General features: G+C 70.1%; 18 protein-coding genes. 6 read left to right on the top strand and 12 right to left on the bottom strand.

Annotation, left to right across the window (positions count from 1 at the left end; genetic code table 11):
- Positions 1-2: 2 nt before the first annotated feature.
- Complete coding sequence (locus tag EER30_RS31895; RefSeq protein WP_164842543.1) at positions 3-641, bottom strand: alpha/beta fold hydrolase; 639 nt, start codon at positions 639-641, stop codon at positions 3-5.
- A gap of 112 nt (positions 642-753) precedes the next feature.
- Between EER30_RS31895 and EER30_RS31890 the strand changes: the two genes are divergently transcribed.
- Entirely contained in the window at positions 754-1,449 is a 696-nt protein-coding gene (locus tag EER30_RS31890; protein WP_127504358.1) for a hypothetical protein, read from the top strand.
- A gap of 116 nt (positions 1,450-1,565) precedes the next feature.
- Here the strand turns inward: EER30_RS31890 and EER30_RS31885 are convergent, their stop codons facing one another.
- The 7 genes from EER30_RS31885 to EER30_RS31855 form a co-directional block, all read right to left on the bottom strand.
- Positions 1,566-3,575, bottom strand: a complete 2,010-nt coding sequence (locus EER30_RS31885; protein ID WP_240670428.1) for an ATP-binding protein — start codon at positions 3,573-3,575, stop codon at positions 1,566-1,568.
- Positions 3,576-3,616: 41 nt separating this feature from the next.
- Positions 3,617-4,282 (bottom strand): tRNA (guanosine(46)-N7)-methyltransferase TrmB, encoded by a 666-nt coding sequence (gene trmB / locus EER30_RS31880; RefSeq protein WP_127504357.1) that lies wholly within the window; start codon positions 4,280-4,282, stop codon positions 3,617-3,619.
- Positions 4,283-4,292: 10 nt separating this feature from the next.
- A complete protein-coding gene (locus EER30_RS31875) occupies positions 4,293-4,679 on the bottom strand; it encodes a hypothetical protein (protein WP_127504356.1) in 387 nt (128 codons plus the stop codon).
- A gap of 56 nt (positions 4,680-4,735) precedes the next feature.
- Positions 4,736-5,749: a hypothetical protein gene (locus EER30_RS31870; protein WP_240670427.1), complete on the bottom strand. Its 1,014-nt coding sequence runs from the start codon at positions 5,747-5,749 to the stop codon at positions 4,736-4,738.
- Positions 5,750-5,884: 135 nt separating this feature from the next.
- Entirely contained in the window at positions 5,885-7,063 is a 1,179-nt protein-coding gene (locus EER30_RS31865; protein ID WP_205650514.1) for an RNA-guided endonuclease TnpB family protein, read from the bottom strand.
- A 230-nt stretch (positions 7,064-7,293) separates the two neighbouring features.
- Entirely contained in the window at positions 7,294-7,908 is a 615-nt protein-coding gene (locus EER30_RS31860; protein WP_127504353.1) for an IS607 family transposase, read from the bottom strand.
- A 214-nt stretch (positions 7,909-8,122) separates the two neighbouring features.
- Complete coding sequence (locus EER30_RS31855; RefSeq protein ID WP_127504423.1) at positions 8,123-8,728, bottom strand: hypothetical protein; 606 nt, start codon at positions 8,726-8,728, stop codon at positions 8,123-8,125.
- Between the two features lie 382 nt (positions 8,729-9,110).
- Here EER30_RS31855 and EER30_RS31850 point away from each other — a divergent pair, with 382 nt between their 5' ends.
- The 5 genes from EER30_RS31850 to EER30_RS31830 are packed head-to-tail and all read left to right on the top strand — an operon-like array spanning position 9,111 to position 12,169.
- On the top strand, positions 9,111-9,818 hold the full coding sequence (locus EER30_RS31850; RefSeq protein ID WP_127504352.1) for a nucleotidyltransferase domain-containing protein: 708 nt from the start codon (positions 9,111-9,113) through the stop codon (positions 9,816-9,818).
- The gene (locus EER30_RS31845; protein WP_127504351.1) at positions 9,815-10,687 is read left to right on the top strand and encodes a fructosamine kinase family protein; all 873 of its coding nucleotides are present in this window, start codon (positions 9,815-9,817) and stop codon (positions 10,685-10,687) included. Before EER30_RS31850 ends, EER30_RS31845 begins: the two co-directional genes overlap by 4 nt.
- A gap of 27 nt (positions 10,688-10,714) precedes the next feature.
- Positions 10,715-11,236: a pyridoxamine 5'-phosphate oxidase family protein gene (locus EER30_RS31840; protein WP_127504350.1), complete on the top strand. Its 522-nt coding sequence runs from the start codon at positions 10,715-10,717 to the stop codon at positions 11,234-11,236.
- The gene (locus EER30_RS31835; RefSeq protein WP_127504349.1) at positions 11,229-11,726 is read left to right on the top strand and encodes a GrpB family protein; all 498 of its coding nucleotides are present in this window, start codon (positions 11,229-11,231) and stop codon (positions 11,724-11,726) included. The genes EER30_RS31840 and EER30_RS31835 overlap by 8 nt, the downstream gene beginning before the upstream one ends.
- Entirely contained in the window at positions 11,723-12,169 is a 447-nt protein-coding gene (locus tag EER30_RS31830) for a GNAT family N-acetyltransferase (protein WP_240670426.1), read from the top strand. Before EER30_RS31835 ends, EER30_RS31830 begins: the two co-directional genes overlap by 4 nt.
- Positions 12,170-12,355: 186 nt before the next feature.
- On the opposite strand, the gene EER30_RS31825 is transcribed toward EER30_RS31830, so the two are convergent.
- The 4 genes from EER30_RS31825 to EER30_RS31810 all read right to left on the bottom strand — a co-directional run bounded on the left by EER30_RS31825 (position 12,356) and on the right by EER30_RS31810 (position 19,059).
- Positions 12,356-13,390, bottom strand: coding sequence for a magnesium and cobalt transport protein CorA (locus EER30_RS31825; RefSeq protein WP_127504348.1), 1,035 nt, complete (start codon positions 13,388-13,390; stop codon positions 12,356-12,358).
- Positions 13,391-13,430: 40 nt separating this feature from the next.
- Positions 13,431-15,242 (bottom strand): gamma-glutamyltransferase family protein, encoded by a 1,812-nt coding sequence (locus EER30_RS31820; RefSeq protein WP_127504347.1) that lies wholly within the window; start codon positions 15,240-15,242, stop codon positions 13,431-13,433.
- Between the two features lie 161 nt (positions 15,243-15,403).
- Positions 15,404-17,323, bottom strand: a complete 1,920-nt coding sequence (locus EER30_RS31815; protein WP_127504346.1) for an ABC transporter ATP-binding protein — start codon at positions 17,321-17,323, stop codon at positions 15,404-15,406.
- Positions 17,320-19,059, bottom strand: a complete 1,740-nt coding sequence (locus EER30_RS31810) for an ABC transporter ATP-binding protein (protein ID WP_240670425.1) — start codon at positions 19,057-19,059, stop codon at positions 17,320-17,322. Before EER30_RS31810 ends, EER30_RS31815 begins: the two co-directional genes overlap by 4 nt.
- Positions 19,060-19,195 lie beyond the last annotated feature (136 nt).

The raw sequence follows: 19,195 nt of genomic DNA, 5'->3' as shown, positions 1-19,195 counted from the left end.
CGTCACAGCAGGGCGCGCAGGCGGCCCGCGAAGCCCTGCGGGTCGTTGAGGTGGGCGAAGGCGTTGTCGGGGGCCGCCGGACCGGGGGCCGGCCCGGCGACGGCGAGGCGGCGGGTGGGTGGTTGCGCTTTCCAGCCCGCGTACGCCGTCAGCAGCGCCGGATCACGCCGGGGCTCGGCGAACGAGCGGTACTCCTCGGGCACCGACGCCAGGCCGGCCGCCGCGACGAGGTCGTCGACCGTACCGGGCAGCTCCCCCGCGGGCTCGTCGAGGGTGAGCAGGCAGTGGGTGGCGTAGGCGTCGGCGAACGCGATCGCCAGCCACGCCGAGGTGCCGTGCCCGACCACGATCGGCGCGCGGTGCAGTCGCAGGTCGTTGACGAGCCCGGCCACGTCGGCGGCGACGCGTTCGAGGCTGTAGTCGGAGCGCGGCGGCGAGAACCCGTGACCGGGCAGGTCGGGCGCGACAACCGTGCAGTCGCCCGCGAGCTCGGCGGCCACCGGCCACCACATCGTGCGGTCGAAGAGCAACCCGTGCAGCAGCACCACCGGCCGTCCGAACTCGCCCCACCGGTCGTACACGAGCCGGTTGAGCGGACTGTTCGTGGCGTGCGTGGAGCGGCGCGGGGGCTGCGGCTGCATAACGGTCCTTCCTGTATCGCCAGGTTGAGGGCTATACCCTGGGGGCCGGGTTCGATACATCGACGCCGCCCGGGGCAGACAGCGTTGATCACTATCGTTCATGATTTCCGCCGTGTTGTGCGAACGCTGTGGCAGTCATCTTGAACGTCCGGGGCAGGGGCACACGTGCCGGCCCTACGCCGCGCCGGAGGGTCTGCCGCTCGGCTGGCAGGTGACCACGTGGGTGGTCGTCGGTCTCGCCGTGCTGCTCATGGCATGCACCGTCGTGTCGGCGCTGGTGCGGTTGCGGGTCGGGGGCAACACGCAGCCCCTGAACTGGTTCGCCGCTGACCTGCTGCTCGGCGCGGCCTGGCTCGTCCTCGCCGCCGGGCTGCTGGCCGCCCTGCTGGTCTGGAGCCGCAGCACCCGCCGGTTGGCCGGCCGATTCTCGGACACCTCGGGCTGGTACGTCAGTGTCAGCAGCGTGCTGCGCGTCTACGCCCTGCTGCTCCTGCTGGGCGTGGGCATCACCTGTCTCGGCACGGGCGGGGCCGGCACGATCGTCGTGGTCAGCGGCGTCGTCCAGCTGCTGGCGATCGCCTTCCTGGCCGTGGCCGTGGTGGCCGGCTGGGCGAGGATCCGCCGCCTGGAGACCGACTCGTACACGCAGACCTATTACGGCACGTCGATGCTGGGCGGCCTGACGCCACCGGCGTCGACGCCCGCCGCTACCCCGCTGACCGGCCACGCCACCGACGCCGACTGGAACCCGCACGAGTGGGATCCCGAGGTGCGCGACGAGATCGAGCGTCGCCGCAAGGATTCCTAGCAGGAACGACCAGCCGGCGAGCTGGGCGGTCGACAGCCGAGGTCGACGGTCTGCGCCGGCCTTGGCCGCCAGGCCCTCGGCCGGGATCAAGCAGGATCACAAGTGTCAACAGGTTGTCAACGGGCGTCCATCGGCAGCCGCAGCAGGACCGTGGTGCCCTTGTCCTCGTGGTCGACCAGCTCGATGCTGCCGTGGTGCCGGCTGACCACCGCGCGGCTCAGCGTCATGCCCAGTCCGGTGCCCGGGATCGCCGAGTCGCGGGCCCGGCTGGTGCGGTAGAAGCCGGTGAACAGCTTCTCGCGCTCGTCGATCGAGACGCCCAGTCCGGTGTCGGACACGGCCAGCTCGGCCGCCCGTCCGGCGGTGCGCAGTGTGACCCCGATGTGCCCACCGTCCGGGCTGTACTTGACCGCGTTGCCGAGCAGGTTGTCGACCACCTGGCGCAGCCGCTTGCGGTCGCCTGGCAGCACCAGCGTGTCGGGCAGTTCGTCGTTGATGACCAGCGGCGCTCCGGCCACCGCGGCGCGGGCCTGGCCGACCGAGTCACGCACGACCTCGGCCAGGTCCATCGGCGCCAGATGGATGTCGGCGTGCCCGGTATCCAGCGCGGACAGCTCCATCAGCTCGTTGATGATGTCGCGCAGCTGGTTGCTGTTGCGTTCGATCACCTCGATGAGCCGGGGCCCGTCCTTGACCAGGCTCACCTCGTCGGCCTCGCGCAGCAGTTCGGTGTAGGCGCTGATCGACGTGAGCGGCGTACGCAGCTCGTGCCCGACCAGGGCGAGATATTCGTTCTTGCTGCGCACGAGCTGCCGTTGCAGGTCTTCGACCAGGCGTTTCTCGACGAACTGCCCGATGTGGGCGGCGATCCCGGCCATCAGGGCCAGCAGCTCGTCCTCGGGTTCCTCGACCGAGTCGGCGAAGACCGTCAAGACCCCCAAGGTCTCGAAGCCCTCCCGTACGGGCACCGCGAGCGCCGAATGCAAGGCGCCCGACGCCGCGGTCTCGGGCGAGATCAGGCTCTGCGGCCGGCCCACGTCCCTGATCCACAGCGGCTTGCCCACCTGCCACGCCCGCCCGGCCAGGCCCACACCGAAGGGCAGGTCGACCGGCACCTCGATGTCGGACTGCCAGCCCGGGGCACTCCAGCGGGCGGCCGAGCGCACGGTCCGCGCCGCCTCGTCGACCAGCCACAGCTCGGCGTGCACCCATTCGAGGGTGCTGACCACGGCCTCCAGCACGCGCGGGCCGGCCGCCTCGATGCTCGACGCCTCGGCCAATGCCGTGGTGACGTTCAGCTCGCAGGTGCGGAACCGCTCGGCCCGCTTGCGCCGGGTGACGTCCTGCACGGCCTGGACCGCGCCGACCGTCTGCCCGCCCGGCCCGGTGATCGGGTGGGCGTCGACCAGGTAGTGCCGGGCGCGCCGGTTCGGCCCCTGCAGCACGACCTCGCTGTCGTGCAGGTGCTCCCCGCGCAGGGCGCCCTGCAGCCAGACGTCGTCGCTGGTGTGCCCGGTGTCGTCCCAGAAGCGGCGCATCCGCTCGTTGACGAAGACGATGCGGCCCTGCTCGTCGCAGGCGGTGACGCCGTCGTGGAGGCTGTCGAGCACCGCGTCGAGAAACCGGTGCTGGCGGTCGATCTCGTAACGGGCCAGGCGCTCGGTGATCAGCAGCGTCCCGACCTGGGCGGCCTGGGCGACCGAGGCGTGCTCCTCGTCGGTCCACTTCCGGGGTACGACGTCGGCCGCGCAACACACGGCGAGGACCGTGCCGTCCTGGTCGCAGACGGAACGCCCGAGGCACGCACCCGACATATCGGGCACGCGACCGTCGGCGGCGAGGTCGTCGACGGCCTCGTTCGCCAACACCAGCGCGGCCAGCGCCTCGTCCGGGTCGCTCCACCGGTCGTCGAGCCCGTGACCGCCGTACAGGCGCAGGGTCTTGTCGCGCACGAGGTAGATCACGCCGATCGGCGCCTGCGCGGCCCGGGCGAGAAGACCGGCCAGCTCGTCGGCGCCACCGCCGTCCAGCGAGGCCGGGTGCAGCTCGCTGACCTCGTGCATCAGGCCCTCGTCAAGGCGGCCGGACCGCCAGGAGAGCCCGGCGTCGTCTTGCCGCTCAGCCACGCCGTCAGCCTATAAGGCGTCAATGCCCGGAAAGCGGCAAATCATCGGTAACGCCGGTAGCGCAGGTCGGTGATCGGCCGGCCCGCGTGCGACCCGCGCCGCTCGAACTTCGTCTCGGGCCGCCCGGCCCGCTCGCGGTCGACGAACTCGAGGCCCGGATCGGCGTCGAGCGTCTCGGCCATCGCCTCGGCGTAGTGGGGCCAGTCGGTCGCGCAGTGCAGCACGCCACCCGCGTGCAGCCGGTCGCGCAGCAGCGCCACGTTCGCGGGCTGCACCAGGCGGCGCTTGTGGTGGCGGGCCTTGGGCCACGGGTCGGGAAAATAGATGTGTACGGCGTCGAGGCTGTTCGGCGCCAGGCGGTGCACGAGCTGCATCGCGTCGCCGAGCGCCACCCGTACGTTCTGGAGGTTCTGCTCCTGCACCAGGGCGAGCAGGTTGCCGATGCCGGGGGTGTGCACCTCGATGCCCAGATAGTCGCGTTCCGGGTCGGCCGCCGCCGTCTCGGCCAGGGTGTCGCCCATGCCGAACCCGATCTCGAGCACCTTGGGACTGTCGTCACCGAACAGTTCATCCAGGTCCAAGGGCGTACGGTCGCCGTCTTCGACGGTCAGGCCGCGGCTCGGCCAGAGAGCGGTGTGCGCGTCGGCGTGGCGGGCGCTCATGCGGCCCCGGCGCGGGTGGAAGGTGCGGATCGGCGGGTGGTTCATGCACCCGTTTCTACGCTGAGACGTCGATCCGGTTTCCTCCGGCCCGGCCCTCGCTGCTCGAGAGGTACTCCAGGGCCTTCGGCAGGTAGTCGGCGATCGGGTTGGGACCGCCGGTGCGCTCATAGCGGCGGCTGAGGTCCTTGAGGTAGAGCGCGGACGCCTCCTGGCCGGGAGCCAGACGGCCGGCGGCACGCTCGGAGGTGAGGATCGCGGCGAACGCGGTGCCTGCCTGCTTGGCCGGGTCGCGCTGACCGGCGACCTGGAAGATCAGCTCACGGTCGCGGGAGGTCAGGTGCTCGTCGGTGCGGCCCCCCGGCTGGTCCGCGCGGGGTGTCCGGTTGACCGGGCCGAGCGGCGGTTGCGGGGTCCGGGCCGTACCCAGTCCGGAGATCGACATCCGTATCCTCCATCGACAACCTGTCACCCCCTTATCGGCAACCTCGCGGATACTGCTTAGCGGGTCGGTTGCACGCTGGGCTGCGACCCCTCGCGGAACGGGGTGCGGGCCTTGGTGGCCAGATTGACGACCATCACCCAGGAGCCCTTGCCGTACTGCGCGGTGGCGACGGCCCGGTTCGCGTCGAGATAGGCCAGCTCGCGGTCGAGGGCGCCGCCGACGACCCGCTTCGCCCTGGTCTTCGTGTCGTATTCGACGAGGTGGACGGGCTTGTCGTCGGCCTTGGTCTCGCCCTTCTGATACGCGGTCCAGGCGAGGCGGGCGCCGTCGGGGCGCCAGCTCGGCACGACGGCGAAACCGCTGGTCTGCAGGCTGCCCCCGCCGTAGGCGGCCAGGGTCTGCTCGCCCCCGTCGGCGACGGTGCCGACGCTGAGGCACGAGTCGTAGACGGATTCGCAGTCGCCGCCCCGGAACGCGACCTTGGCGCCGTCGGGCGACCAGGCGACGGCGTCGTCGGTGCTGAGGCGCTCGCTGAGGGAGCCGGCACGCGAGGCGACCGGGGCGGGCTCGGGCGGCAACGCCTCGCCGCGGCAGTCGCGGGGGAAGAGCACCTCGGTCTTTCCGGCCGCCGAGGGGATGCGATAGACACCGGACCCACCCGAGCAGGACAGCGACGCGAACGCGATCCACTTCCCGTCGGGCGACCAACTCGGTCCGGCCGCGGCGCGCGTCGTCAATCGCCGTTGCGCGCTGCCGTCGGCCTTCATCACCCACAGGAGTCCGCCCTTGAGATAGGCGATCGACTTCCCGTCGGGCGACCACCGCGGCCGCGCGCTCGTGCCGCCGGCGGTGAGGCGCTTCTCGGCCGGCCCCTTGCTGACGTAGATGTCACCACCCCGCACGTACGCCACCAGGCTCGGCAGTGTGGGAGCGCCCGCACTCACGCCAGCACTCGCGCTCGCGGCCGAGCTGTCCTGAACCGCGCCGCGCGCCAGTGCGGCCGCCGGTTCGAACGCCGCCCCCGCGACCACGCCCGCAGCGATCCCCGCCAATGCCAGACCTGTGCTCACCCGGCCGAAAACCCTCATGACGAACGCCCCCCGACGCGCCTGACCCGCTTCGTACACCGAGAGGATCGTCGCAACCGTTCTGCGCCTAAGGCATTCCGCGCCGGAAACCCGGGATTCCCTGCTTCCTTTCATTGCTCAGACCTGCGCAGGTCTGAGCAATTCGGATGTTTCGCTCTCCGCCGTCGATTGCTCGCGGCTGGAGTCCTGGGCCGGCAGTCTGGCCCGTTGGCGGTCGGTCCGTTCCTGCAAGATCTGCTTGACCCGCTTGTACGGGGTGTGCAGGGCGATGTCGGGATCGCCATGCCTGTACAGGATGTTGACCGCGGCGGCATGGTCTGCTTGCCACACGACCCCGCTTGCGCAGTGAAGCCGATCCCCGCGCCGGACAACGAGGCTGCCCGAATCAGGGTCGACTTGTGACGTGTAGGCAGCGTTGACCAGCACGAGCGCAGAACCTCTGCGCTCCGACACGTTCTGTAGGGCCTCGGCGGTGACACCTTTCGTCCACGCGGCGAGACGGCGGTTCATGTTCTTCGAGAGCTTCTTGCGCCCAGCGAAGGTCTTGGTGAGGTCTTCGGCCACGACCATTCCGGCCTTGTCCACCACGGCGTGCACGGCCGTGAACGTCTCCGTGCGAACGCGGGCTCGCCACCGTGCGGCCTGCCGGTCCCGCTTGGCTGTGCCGAGGTTGTGCTTGTGGATCCGGTCAGCCTTCGCGCTGTTACCGCGCTGGGCCGCGTTGTTCGCGATCGAGCGGAGCTTCGCCCGCCTGCGGTTGCGTTCCTTCAGCCGGTCGGACTGCTCGGTCAGCAGCCGCCCGAGGTTCTGGCCGTGGTGGTTGCCGTCGGAGTCGGTCAGGACTTCGGTGTAGCCCTTGTCGACCCCGACTGTCGCCTCGCCGCATGGGCGCTGCGAGGTGGGCATGTCGGCGGCGTCGATCTGGTAGTGCACCTCGACCCTGCCGGCGCGCAGGATCAGCCGCAGGGTGCCGGTGGGCGAAACGGTCGTGTTCAGCGGGATCGCGACGCGTCGGCCACGTTCGAGACTGGGCACGGCGAGCCACACATTGCCACCGTCGGTCAGCGTGAAGGTCCGGAACTGGTCGGCACGCACGACGATCTGGTTGTGGGTGTGGTTCGCCCCGCGCGGCCAGTGCTTGCGCATCTGCCGGGACAGGTACGGGTCGTCGGTCCACTTTTCGGCTTTCAGGGCGGTGAACAGCCGTTTGCGTTCTGTCTCGGTCGCGGCGTGACGACCGACCGCGCGGCGGACCTCAACCTTCGCCGACGCGCGGTTCGCGGCGATGTCGGCCATCGCGTCCCGCAGGGTCTCTTTCCACGGGTTCGCCAGCACTGCGAACCTGTCGGCCGTGCCGTCGGTCAGCCACTGATCACGGACCTGCCGGTCACGCAGGTCGGCACCGGCGACGGAGCCGTACCACTGCCACACCTGTGACCGGACGCGCCCAAGTCGGCGGGCCTGCTCGGTGAGGGCGGCCCACTTGCCGGCGTTGAGGTGCCGCGAGTAGGCGATCCGTGTGACCTTCATCTGCCGCCGCCGGACAGATCGTCTTTGAGCGCCTTCTCGTAGCGACGCAGGTCGTACAGGCGGCACGAAAACGTGTGCACGATCGCGAGTAGGTCTTCGACGAGTTCCTGCTGTGGCGACAACGCTTCCTGGTTCGCGACAACGATTTCGCAGCCGTTGCGGGCGGCGACGTGCTCGAGGTAGTCGAACCCGAACCGGGCCAACCGATCCTTGTGCGCCACGACCACGGTCGCGACCTCGCCGCGCTCCACGGCGTCCATCACGGCGAGGAACTTGCGGCGGCGCAGGTCCATGCCGCCGCCGATCTCGCTGACCCACTCGTCGACGGCGAGGCCACGGCCGAGGCAGAACTGTTCCATTGCCGCGACCTGTGACGCGAGGTCGTCGCGCTGGTCCGGCGACGAGACGCGGCAGTAGACGACGGTACGGCAGCGCGCCTCGTCGAAGCCGGGAACGAGCGCCTGCCGGACGTCGATGTCGTCGAAGTATCGCTGACCGGACGGCAGCCGCTTCGCGACGATCCGCCCTTCGGCTTCCCACCGGCGCACCGTGTTCGCCGAACGACCGATGCGTTCGGCGAACTCCCCGATCCGGTAAAACCTGCCTGCCACCAACAACTAAACGCAACTCTGAGCAAGAAGTTACGCACCAGTCAGAGCTCCTTTCCGGTGAGGACCGCCGGTGGGTGCAGCGGCAAGCGATGGCCGCCGGACGCGCACGGCGAAGGTCGGGCCGCCGCAAAGCGGAGCGGATCCGGCGAGGGTGGCCGCGACCGCCCCGGGTGACATGGGCGGTCGGGCCGGGGCGGTCGCGGGTCGGGGTGGGTCAGGCGGCGGGCGTGCCCCACATGGCGGTGAAGGCGGCCGCCTCGCCGGCCAGCCACGTCTCGATGTCGGCGGGTTTGGCGTTCTGGTCGAGGCGGTGGACCTCGCCGCGGCGCAGGTCGACCAGCACCGGCTCGGCGTTGGGCAGGATCTGGTCGATGTGACGGGCCATCAGGTGAAGCATCGCGGTAGTCGTCTCGGCGGTCGGCGGGGCCTCGTCGAAGTGCAGCCGGACGGCCTCGCGGCGACCGTCCTCGTATTTCAGGCCGAAGTGGGGGTTGATCTTCACGACCAGCGGCCCCACCGAGGCCAGCGCGTCACGCGTCTGCGCGAGCCCCACCTGCTCGGGGTCACCGAGCGTGGACAGATAGGCCTTGGCGCCGGGCACGACCGAGTCGTACAGCGGCTTCCACCGGTCTTTGACCAGCTCGACCACCCCGGACAGATAGCTTCCGCCGGTGCGGAAGGCGATGTCGGCCTTGAGCGCCTTGACGAGCTGACCGTGCGGGTTGAAGCCGGACCGGCGCTCCCGAGCCTTGCGCAGCCCGCCGACGAACGTGGCCTTGGCCGGCCCGGTGCGGGTGACGTAGCGCGTGAAGCCGAGCATGGTCGCGTAGGGCGGGATGACGGGCACAGGATTGGTCGAGGGAACACTCAGAACGGACGCGGTCACGTCGATCTCCTATCTGGCCCACAATGATCCTCAGGCGCTCTCGACACGCCCGAAGATCAGCAGCTCACAGGCCCTTTTCGTACATACATTCTAATCGACGGGTACGACATTCCCAACCCGCTGCGGTGCCCGCCGACCGCCCGGAATGCCCGGCTTCCCGCAGTCCTGAATCGCCCACACCGAGCGGCGTCGGCAACGACGAGAGAAACCGCAGGCGGGACGCCCTCAGCCCGCTCCGAAGACGCGCCCACCGCGAACATGGGCTTCCGCCAGGACACCAGAACGATCTTCCGAACGATCCGATTAGGCTCCGCCCATGACCGTCGAGGCCGTCGAGGAGCTCGGCGAGGAGCTGCGCAGACTGGGGTGGGTCACCGACCTGATGGTCGCGGGGTCGCTGGCCACCGGCGACTACGTCGACGGCGTCAGTGACCTCGATCTGGTCGCGCTCGCCGACGGGCCGGTCGACGAGGAACGCCAGGCGGCGCTGGTGGAGATCCATCGCCGCCTCGACGCCGGGAGCGGGGCCGGCCGCAAGCTCGGCTGCGTCTACGTCGACCGCGTCGAGCCGGTCGAAGCGCGACATCCGACCTGGACACACGGGCAACTCGTCCAGCGCATCCTGTCGGGGATCACGCGGGCGGAGCTTTTCCGGCACGGCTACGCGGTCGTCGGGCGTGCGCCACGCGACGTCTTTCCCGAGGTCGACGTCCGAGCCGCGGCCCGCGCCGAGCTCACCGGCTATTGGGCCTGGGCCGCCCGGCGCCCGTGGCTGTGGCTCGACCCGGTCATGGCCGACCTCGGGCTCACCTCGATGGCCCGCGGCCGCCACGCCCTCGCCACCGGCGAGCTCCTCACCAAGTCCGAGGCCGTCAGGCGGGCGTACGCCCCCAGCCGGCTGATCGACCAGCTCAGCGCCCGCCGCCGCGGCGAGAACGTGTCGTCACCCCGGGTCCGCACGGCCTGGATCGCGTGGCGCGACGCCCGGCGTACGGTGGGCCGCGCACGAAGGGACCACCGGTGACAGAGCTCCTCCTCGACCGTCTGCATCAGGCGGGGTTTCGCGATGTCGTCACGGTCGAGCCGGCCGCGGGTGGGCTCGCGGCGCTCGCGGGCATCGCCACCCGTCGGGACGCGCCACCGGTCTTCGTGAAGGCGTTCGCCGACCCGCCGGACGATGACGTCTTCGCCGCCGAGGCCGAGGGACTGGCCGCTCTGCGCGAGGGCGGACTGGCCACTCCTGACGTGTTCCGGGCCGGCAAAGACCTGCTCGTGTTGTCGGTGCTGCAACCGCGACCCAGCAGCGAGGCTTTCTGGGAGCAGTTCGCGCACGCGCTGGCCCGCCTGCACCTGAGCACGGTTCACCCGCGTTTCGGATGGCATCGCGACAACTGGCTGGGCCGCCGCCGCCAGATCAACACGTGGAACGACGACGGTTTCGCCTTCTTCGCCGAGCACCGGCTGCTCCGCTGGCTCGGCGAACCTCGCGTGGACGCGGCCCTCGACGCCGGCGATCGCGCGGCCCTGGAGCGCCTGTGTCATCGGCTGCCCGAGCTGCTGCCGAAACGGCCGGCCAGCCTGACCCACGGCGACCTCTGGACCCAGAACGTGCTGGCCACCCCCGACGCCGAGCCCGCGGTGATCGACCCGGCCGTGTCCTACATGTGGGCCGAGGTCGACCTCGCTCACGTCTGGACCACCGCGCCACCGCCCGAGGCGCGCCGGTTCTTCGCGCTCTACGCCGAACTGACCTCACTCGACCCCGGCTGGCCCTCCCGGATGCCGATCATCCAACTGCGGCAGCACCTGGCCGTGCTGGCCCAGTTCGACGACGACTGGGGCGCGGCCGACCTGATCCGCACCACGCTCGACCCGTTCCGCAAATCGAGCTGATCCGGGCGTACATATAGGATCTTGGGCATGCCGCTGACCAACCCCTGGCTCGCGGACCCGGCGCCGACTGAGCGGCTGCCGAGGCAACGGCTTGAGGAGCGCATCCTCCATCTGCTGTCGTCGCAGAACATGTGCGTGCTCGCGACCGTCGGCGAGGACGGGCCGCTGGCCACGCCGGTGCGTTATTACAGCCTCGGTCTCACGGTCATGTTCACCGCCGCTCCCCGCTCACCCAAGATGCGGAACCTGCAAGCCGACCCGCGCGTATCGGTGGGCGTGTTCGCTCCGCTGGTCGGGCTGGCCAGCAGCCGGGGCGCGCAACTCTTCGGCCAGGCCCGCGTGCTGCCGCCCGAGCATCCCGAGCGGGCGCCCTACTGGGAGGCGTTCCGCTGGGAGAACGAGCACGCCGAGCGGGGTCGTCCGCTCACCGATCCGCCGCGCGACACCCTCGTGGTGATCGAGCCGAACCGCATCGTCTACACCGAACACTGGCTGCGCCGCGAGGGTTTCGCCGCCCGCCAGCTCTGGAGGCGCACCCCCGATGACTGAGCAGATCCAGATCCTCCCGTACGACCCGACGTGGCCGGACGCCTTCGAGCGGGAGCGCCCGCGGGTCGAGTCGGCGTTGCTGCCCTGGCTGTCCGCACCCGTCGAACACATCGGCAGCACGGCCGTCCCCGGGCTGGCCGCCAAACCGATCATCGACATGATGGCCCGCGTGGAAGACTTCGCCGCCGCCGGGATCGTGGCGAGCATGGCGTCGATCGGCTGGGTGCACGCCCCCGAGCCGGGCGACGAGGAGGCCCGCAAGTGGTCGTTCTGCTTCCCGACCACCGCAGGGCGTACGCATCACCTGCACATCTACGAGTCCACGTCGGACTTCTGGCCGCGTCTGATCGCCTTCCGGGAGCACTTGCGCACGCACCCCGACGACGCCGCGACGTACGCCCAGGTCAAGCAGATGCTGGCCGCCGCCGATCCGCACGACCGGCCTCGCTACCGAGCGGGCAAGGCGCCGTTCATCGAAGCCCTGTCGTGATCGTCCGGCCCCGCGTCGACGACGACCTGGACCGGTGCGTCGAGGCCCTGCGCCTGGTACACGACGCCGACTCGTACCCGCTGAACTGGCCCGAGAGCCCGCGCGCCTGGCTGGAAGCGGCCGACGCGGCCTGGGTCGCGGAACTCGACGGCGAGCTCGTCGGCCACGCGGCGGTCATGGGTCACGAGCTGTGCCGTCTTTTCGTCGTGCCGGCCGCGCGCCGTCTGCCCTTGTCGGTGGGGCGTGCGCTGGTCGAGCAGGTGCGGGCCCACGTTGCGGGGGCCCTCACGCTGAACGTGGTCGACGAGCAGCGGTCGGGGGCCGTTGCCTTCTATGAGGCCACGGGGTGGCGCTTCACGCACACCACCGACGCCGCTTTCACCCGGCCCGACGGAGGCCCGGTTCGACTGCGCCACTACGAACTCCCCGACGGGCTGCGCTAGGGGCCTTCGCTCTCGGGCCTGTGTCACCGCTTCGTGCGGCCTGTTGCGCCGACTGATGATCACGCAAGGCGAAACCGCAGCACCCCGTTTCATGAATTCGGGAGCCTCAACGCCATGATCGACACGAGATCAGTGGTCCAGGCCAGTCGCCGCCGGGGAAGGTGCGCAGCCAACCGCGGCCGCGCGTCACAGCCAGCCGGCGCGGCGGAGCAGGCGGTGGAGACCGAACGTGCTGAGCAGGACGAGTAACAGGACCGTCGGGTAGCCGTAGCGGGACGTCAGTTCGGGCATGTGGGTGAAGTTCATGCCGTAGATGCCGGCGATCGCGGTCGGCAGGGCGGCGATCGCGGCCCAGGAGGCGATCTTGCGTAGGTCGTTGTTCTGCTCGACGGTGAGCTGGGCCAGGCGGGCCTGCAGGAGGGCGTTGAGCACGTCGTCGAAGGCCGTGACCTGTTCGACGGCGGCCGCGTGGTGGTCGGCCACGTCGTTGAAGTAGCGGCGGAGGTCTTTGGGGAGTTCCTTGCCGGCCAGGACCGCGAGCGGGCGCTGGAGCGGCAGGACGGCCGCCTTGAACTTCATGAACTGGCGTTTGAGCTGGTAGAGCTGCTCGATGGTGACGGGCGTGCCGGGGACGAACATGGCGGCCTCGGTCAGTTCGAGATCGGTCTGCAGGTCGGCGGCGATCTCGACGTACCCGTCGACCAGGCGGTCGAGGATCGCATGCACGACCGACCACGGGCCGCGGGCCAGCGCGGCGGGGTCGGAGCTCAGGTCGGCGCGCAGCGAGCTGAGCTCCATGACGGTGCCCTGGCGCACGGTGATCACGAAGTGGGGGCCGACGAAAAGGCGGACGAAACCGGCGGTCACTCGCTCGTGCTCGACGTATTGGGCGGCCCGGACGACGAGGAACAGCACATCCTCGTACCGCTCGATCTTGACTCGTTGTTCGCGGTGCAGGATGTCCTCGACGGCCAGGGGGTGCAGGCCGAACACCTCGGCGACGCGGGTGAGCGCGGCCTCGCTGGGTTCGTGCAGGCCGAGCCACACGAAAGCGCCCTCCTGCTCGCGGGCGCGCTCGTAGAGGTGGGCCAGGTCGGCGGCCGGACCGGGACTTTCGACCGCGACCCCGTCGACGAACAGGTCGCAGCCCACGATCGCGGTGTGGTCGGCGCGCCCCCGACCGGCCGGCCGGGGCGTCTGCCGGGTCGGTCGAACGTCCACGCCCGGAGCCTACTCATGACCCCGGGCGTGATCCGCACGATCAGCGAGTGGGGTGCACGACTCCGGCCGCTCCGCCGCCACGACGGACCGGTTCGGCCGAGGCGATGAAGCCGCCGCCGCGGGTGAACTCGATCGCCGTGGCCGCGCCGAGTTCGGGCACGTCGGCGGCGAACGTGTGGCCGAGCGCGGTCAGAGCGGGGCCATAGGTCGTACGGAAGGAAGGCTCTGACTGGATGCCCGCGGTGTTGCGCTGGGAGGCCCGCGGGGCGGCCATCGACTCGGGCAGTGACTTGTCGAGCACCACACGGTTGAGCAGGATCTGCAGGACGGTGGTGATGATCGTGGCGCCGCCGGGCGAGCCGAGGGCCAGGAACGGCTTGCCGTCCTTGAGCACGATCGTCGGGGACATCGAGCTGCGCGGGCGCTTGCCGGGGCCGGGCAGGTTCGGGTCGGCCGCCGGGGCCTGCGTGTTGACGAAGTTGAAGTCGGTCAGCTCGTTGTTGAGCAGGAAGCCGCGGCCGGGCACGACCATCGCGTTGCCGCCGGTCTGCTCGATCGTGAACGTGTATTCGACGACGTTGCCCCAGCGGTCGGCGACGGTCAGGTTGGTCGTGCTCATGCCCTGCTCGGCCGGGCCGCCGACGGTGGCCGGCGTGCATCCGGTGGCGTTGAGGTCGCCGGGCGGGACAGGCTTGGTCAGCGCCTTCGCGGGCGAGATCTGGCAGGCGCGCTGGCCGGCCCACCTGTCCGAGACGAGACGATCCAAGACCTTCTGAGACGTGTACGCCCCCACGTGGCGATTGCGGTCGGCGAAGGAGAGCGCGGACGCCTCGAGGTAGTAGTGCAGCGCCTGGGTGGTGTCCTTGATGCGCGCTGTTTCGATGATGTTCAACGCTTCGCTCACGGCGACGCCGCCGCTCGACGGGGTCGACATGCCATAGACGGTGAGGTCACGGAACTTCGACTTCGTGGGGGCGGGGAAGCGGAGATCGTAACGGGCCAGGTCGTTCAGCGTCAGGGTGCCGGGGCGGATCGGGTAGGTCCACGTGCCGACCGGGTTCGCCGAGACGGGCGGGTTCTGCACGGTCCGCACGATGTCGCGGGCCACGGCGCCGCGGTAGAGCACGTCGGTGCCCTGGCGGGCGATCAGGCGGTATGTGTCGGCGAGGTCGGGGTTGCGCTGCGTCGAGCCGACGGCGGGCGGGGCGCCACCGGGCAGGTAGAGGGCTTTGGTCGAGTCGAACTGGCCGAAGGCGGCCGCGTTGTCGGCGACCTGCTGGCGGAACGTGGCGTCGACGGGGAAGCCGCGATCGGCCACCCGGGCGGCCGGTTGAAGCAGGGCCGACAGGGATTTCGTGCCCCACTTGCGAGTGGCGGCTTCCCAGGTGGCGAGGGTGCCGGGCGCGCCGACCGAAAGGCCGGAGACGCGGGCTTCGGGGAAGTCGTACGGCAGGTTGTCGGCCGGGTCGATGAAATGGGTCTCGCGCATCGTGGCCGGGCCGGTCTCGCGGCCGTCGATGGTGGAGACGGTGCGCTTGCGGGCGTCGTAGTAGACGAAGAAACCGCCGCCGCCGATGCCGGCTGAGAAGGGTTCGGTAACGCCGAGGGTGGCCGCGGCGGCTACTGCGGCGTCCACGGCGTTGCCGCCGTGGCGGAGAACGTCGAGGCCGACGGCGGTGGCGGTCGCGTCGACGGTCGAGACGGCGCCGCCGTAGCCGGTGGCGGTGGGGCCGAGGGCCGGTGCCGGGCCGCTGTGGCTCGCCGTAGAGGGGCCGGCGGCCGAGGCCGGCGAGGGCGCCACCAACAGCGCCGCGGATAGGGACAACACACCCAAGACCGGCAGAATCCGCATCGATCCTCCGTAGTAGACGGACAGGTTTTTGGCTGGTGCGGAGTTTGCGCGCCATCCCTAGCCCCCACCCACCCGGGGAGATGGGCTGACCTTACGCCGGGCCGAGGGTTCGGGGCGGGTTATCCACAGAGCCTTTGGTCTATATCTGCCTACCAGATCAGTCAGGAATGCGCCGCCCAAGTCGCGAACATCTGCGCGTACGAGCCACCCGCCGCCACCAGCTCCGCATGCGTCCCGCTCTCCACGATCCGATGCTCGTCCACCACGATGATCCGGTCCGCGCGCATGGCCGTAGACAACCGGTGCGCCACCAGAATCGCCGTCCTACCCTCCAGCAGCCTGTCCAGCGCCGCCTCCACCCGCAGCTCCGACCGCAGATCAAGACTCGACGTAGCCTCATCGAGCACCACAACCCGAGGCTCCGCCAGAAACGCCCGAGCCAGCGCCAGCAGTTGCCTCTCCCCCGACGACACCGACTGCCCCCTCTCGTGCAGCGGCGTCTCCAGCCCTTCCGGCGACCTCTCCACGAGCTCCCGCAGCCCTACCGCGTCCACCGCCGCCCACACTTCTTCGTCCGAGGCTGCCGGCCGCGCGAACGCGATGTTGTCCCGCAGCGTGCCCGCGAACAGGAACGGCTCCTGCGGCACGACCCCGATCTGCCTGCGCAGCGATTCCAGAGTCATGTCCCTCAGGTCGTACCCGTCGATCGCCACCACCCCCGACGACGGGTCATAGAACCGGGTCACGAGCTTGGCCAGCGTCGACTTCCCCGCCCCGGTCGGCCCGACGCACGCGACCGTCTCCCCCGGTGAGATGTGCAGCGAGACCCGTTCCAGCACCGGCCGATCCGGTAGATAACCGAACGTCACATCATCGAATACAACTTTTCCCCGTACGGGTGGGAGCGTCACCGCGCCGGGCCGCTCCGACACGGCCGGCACCACGGCGAGCAGCCCGCGGATCTTCCCGATCGCGGCCTTACCCTGCTGGTACTGCGTGTAGAGCTGGACGAGCTGCTGCACGGGCTGGAAGAGCGCGTTGATGTAGAGCACGAACGCGGTCAGCTCGCCGATCGTCAGCGCCCCGCGCAGCACCATCCGGCCGCCGATCAGCAGCAGCACGGCCATCGCGATCAGGCCGATCACCGACGTGCCCGGGCCGTAGAGGGCGTTGATCCGGCCGGTCCAGTCGTTCGCGTCGCGGTAGCTGCCGACGACCTCGCGGTGGGCGACGACGTTGCGGTCCTGCCGGTTGTGGGCGGTCACGACGCGTACGCCGTTGAGGCTCTCGGCCAGGTCGGCGAACATGGCGGCGATGGCGTCGCGCTGACGGTTGTAGCCGTGGTCGGCGGCGTGCCGGAACCACAGCGACGCGATCGTCAGCGGCGGCACGACCAGCGCGAGCGTGATCAACGCGAGGCCCGCGTTGTAGTGGAACAGCACCCCGGTGACGACGACCATCGTCATTGCCTGGATGAGGAACTGGGCGAAACCGTCCTGCAGCAGGCTCTGCAACGACTCGACGTCCGAGGTCATCCGGGTCATGGTGACGCCGGCCTTCTCGCGGGTGTAGTAGTCGAGCGACATCCGTTGCAGGTGCGCGAAGATGCGGATGCGCAGGTCACGGGTGGCGGCCGCGGCGAGCAGGCCGCTCTTGCGCATGCGTACGGCGGTGGCCAGCCCGGTGAGCAGCACAGCGGCGACGAAGCAGACCGTCGCGACGATCAGCACGCGCAGGTTCCTGTCCGCGATGCCGTGGTCGATGCCTATCTGTACGAGGAGAGGCCCGGCCTGCAGCAGCAACGTCTCGACGAGAATCGCGAGCGACGCCGCCAGCAGCAAACCTGGCCGCCCGACCAGCAGCCGGCTGAGCGAGATGCGAGCGCCGTCGTCGCGCACCGGGTCGAACGCCACACCCGGGTCGCCGTGGTCGGGTTCGCGCGATTCGAGCTTGGCGACCCCTTCGCGCAGATCGTCGGGGATGCCGCTGAAGGGCAGCCCGTTGCCTTTGCGGCCGGCGGCCCCCATCGAAGGGCGGCCGCCCACGTTGAGGCCGCCGAAGCCGCCGCCGAACATGCTCATCGGGTGCGCTCCAAGGAGTCGGGGGCGCGCCGTGGCTCGGGGATCGTCGCGGCCAGCACTTCCGCGTAGCGGGGCTCGGCCGCCAGCAGCGACGCGTGGGTGCCGTCGGCGATCACCCGGCCGGACTCCATCAGGACCACCCGGTCGGCCAGCCCGATCGTGGAGAGCCGATGAGCGACGATCAGGGTCGTACGCCCGCGCATCCGCTCGCGCAGCGAAGTGTGGATGGCCTGCTCGACCGTGACGTCGATGGCGCTGGTCGCGTCGTCGAGCACCAGCACCGGCGGGTTGACCAGCAGCGCCCGGGCGATCGCGACCCGCTGCCGCTGCCCGCCGCTGAGCGTGTAGCCGCGCTCCCCCACCACCGTGTCGTATCCGTCGGGCAGTTCGCGGATGAACTCGTCGGCCCCGGCGGCCACGGCGGCGTCGACCGCTTCGGCGCGGGTCGCGTCCGGTCTCCCGTACGCGATGTTGTCGTGAATGGACAGCGAGAACAGGAACGGCTCGTCGGGCACGATGCCCACCTGCTCGCGCAGCGACGCCAGTTTCAGCGCCCGCACGTCGTGCCCGTCGATGGTCACGCGGCCGTCGGTGACGTCGTAGAACCGCGCGACCAGCCGCCCGAGCGTCGACTTGCCCGACCCCGTGCCGCCGACCACGGCCACCGTCTCCCCCGGCCGGATGCGCAGGTTCAGCCCGTCCAAGGCCACAGTCCCATTCGGGTACGCGAACCGGACGTCTTCGAACGCGACATCTCCGCGCAGCGGCACGACCAGCGGATCAGGGCCGTCGACGACCTCGCTCGGCGTATCGAGGATCTCGTAGATGCGCCGCGCCGACGCCGACGCCCGCTGCCCCAACATGATCATCATGCCGAGCATGCGGAACGGCGGCTGGAGCATCAGCACGTACGAGTTGAAGGCGACGATCGTACCGACGGTGGTGTGCCCGTCGATCACCATGATGCCGCCGACCAGCAGCACCAGCGCGAGCCCGAGGCGGGGCAGGTTGTCGAGCAGCGGGTTCCAGCGGCTGCGGATCCGCGCGTCCTGCCGGTAGGCCCAGCGGATGCGGTCGGCGCTCTCGGCCAGCGACCGCAGCTGGCGCCCCTCGGCGGCGAAGGCTTTCACGATGCGTACGCCCTGAATGTTCTCGTCGACCACGGTCGCGAGCCCGGCCAGGCGGGCCTGGATCATCCACGACACCGGGAAGATCGCCTTGCGCATGCTGACCCCGAGCAGCCCGATGACCGGCATGGTGGCCATCGCGACGATCGCGAGCGGCACGTTGATCGACAGCATCAGCCCGAACGCGACCACGGCGATCAGGCATTGCACCAGGATCGACGGCCCGAACGACAAATACATCTGCACGGCCCTGATGTCCGAGCCGGAACGCGACATGAGCTCGCCGGTCTGCACGCGGTCGTAGAACCCGAACGGCATGCGTACGAGGTGGGTGTAGACGATGTTGCGCAGGTCGTACTCGAGCTCGTACGCCGTACGCAGCAGGTAGAGCCGGGCCAGAAAGTTGATCAGACCCTGCAGCAGAGCGAGCCCGACGATCCACCACACGTAGGTGCCGAGATCCGCGGTCTTCTCCACGATCGCGTCGTCGATGCCGAGGCGTACGAGATTGGGGATCTGCACCTGCACGATCAGCCCCGCGAACGACAGCGTGAGCGACGTGATCAGCAGAACACGATGCGCCTTGACCAGTGGCAGCGCCCGCCGCAACCACCCCTTGCGAACATCCGGATCAACTGCGGCCCGAGGTGCCCGGCGACTCAAAAGCGCCTCCCACAGGTAACGATCTAGTTAGCCAGGCTAACGATACCCCCAGTCCTCGCTACCGGAGCAAGACCCGACCCGG

This window comes from Actinoplanes solisilvae (assembly GCF_003999975.1).
Classification (GTDB): Bacteria; Actinomycetota; Actinomycetes; order Mycobacteriales; family Micromonosporaceae; genus Actinoplanes; species Actinoplanes solisilvae.
This window is presented reverse-complemented; position numbering and strand designations above follow the sequence as displayed.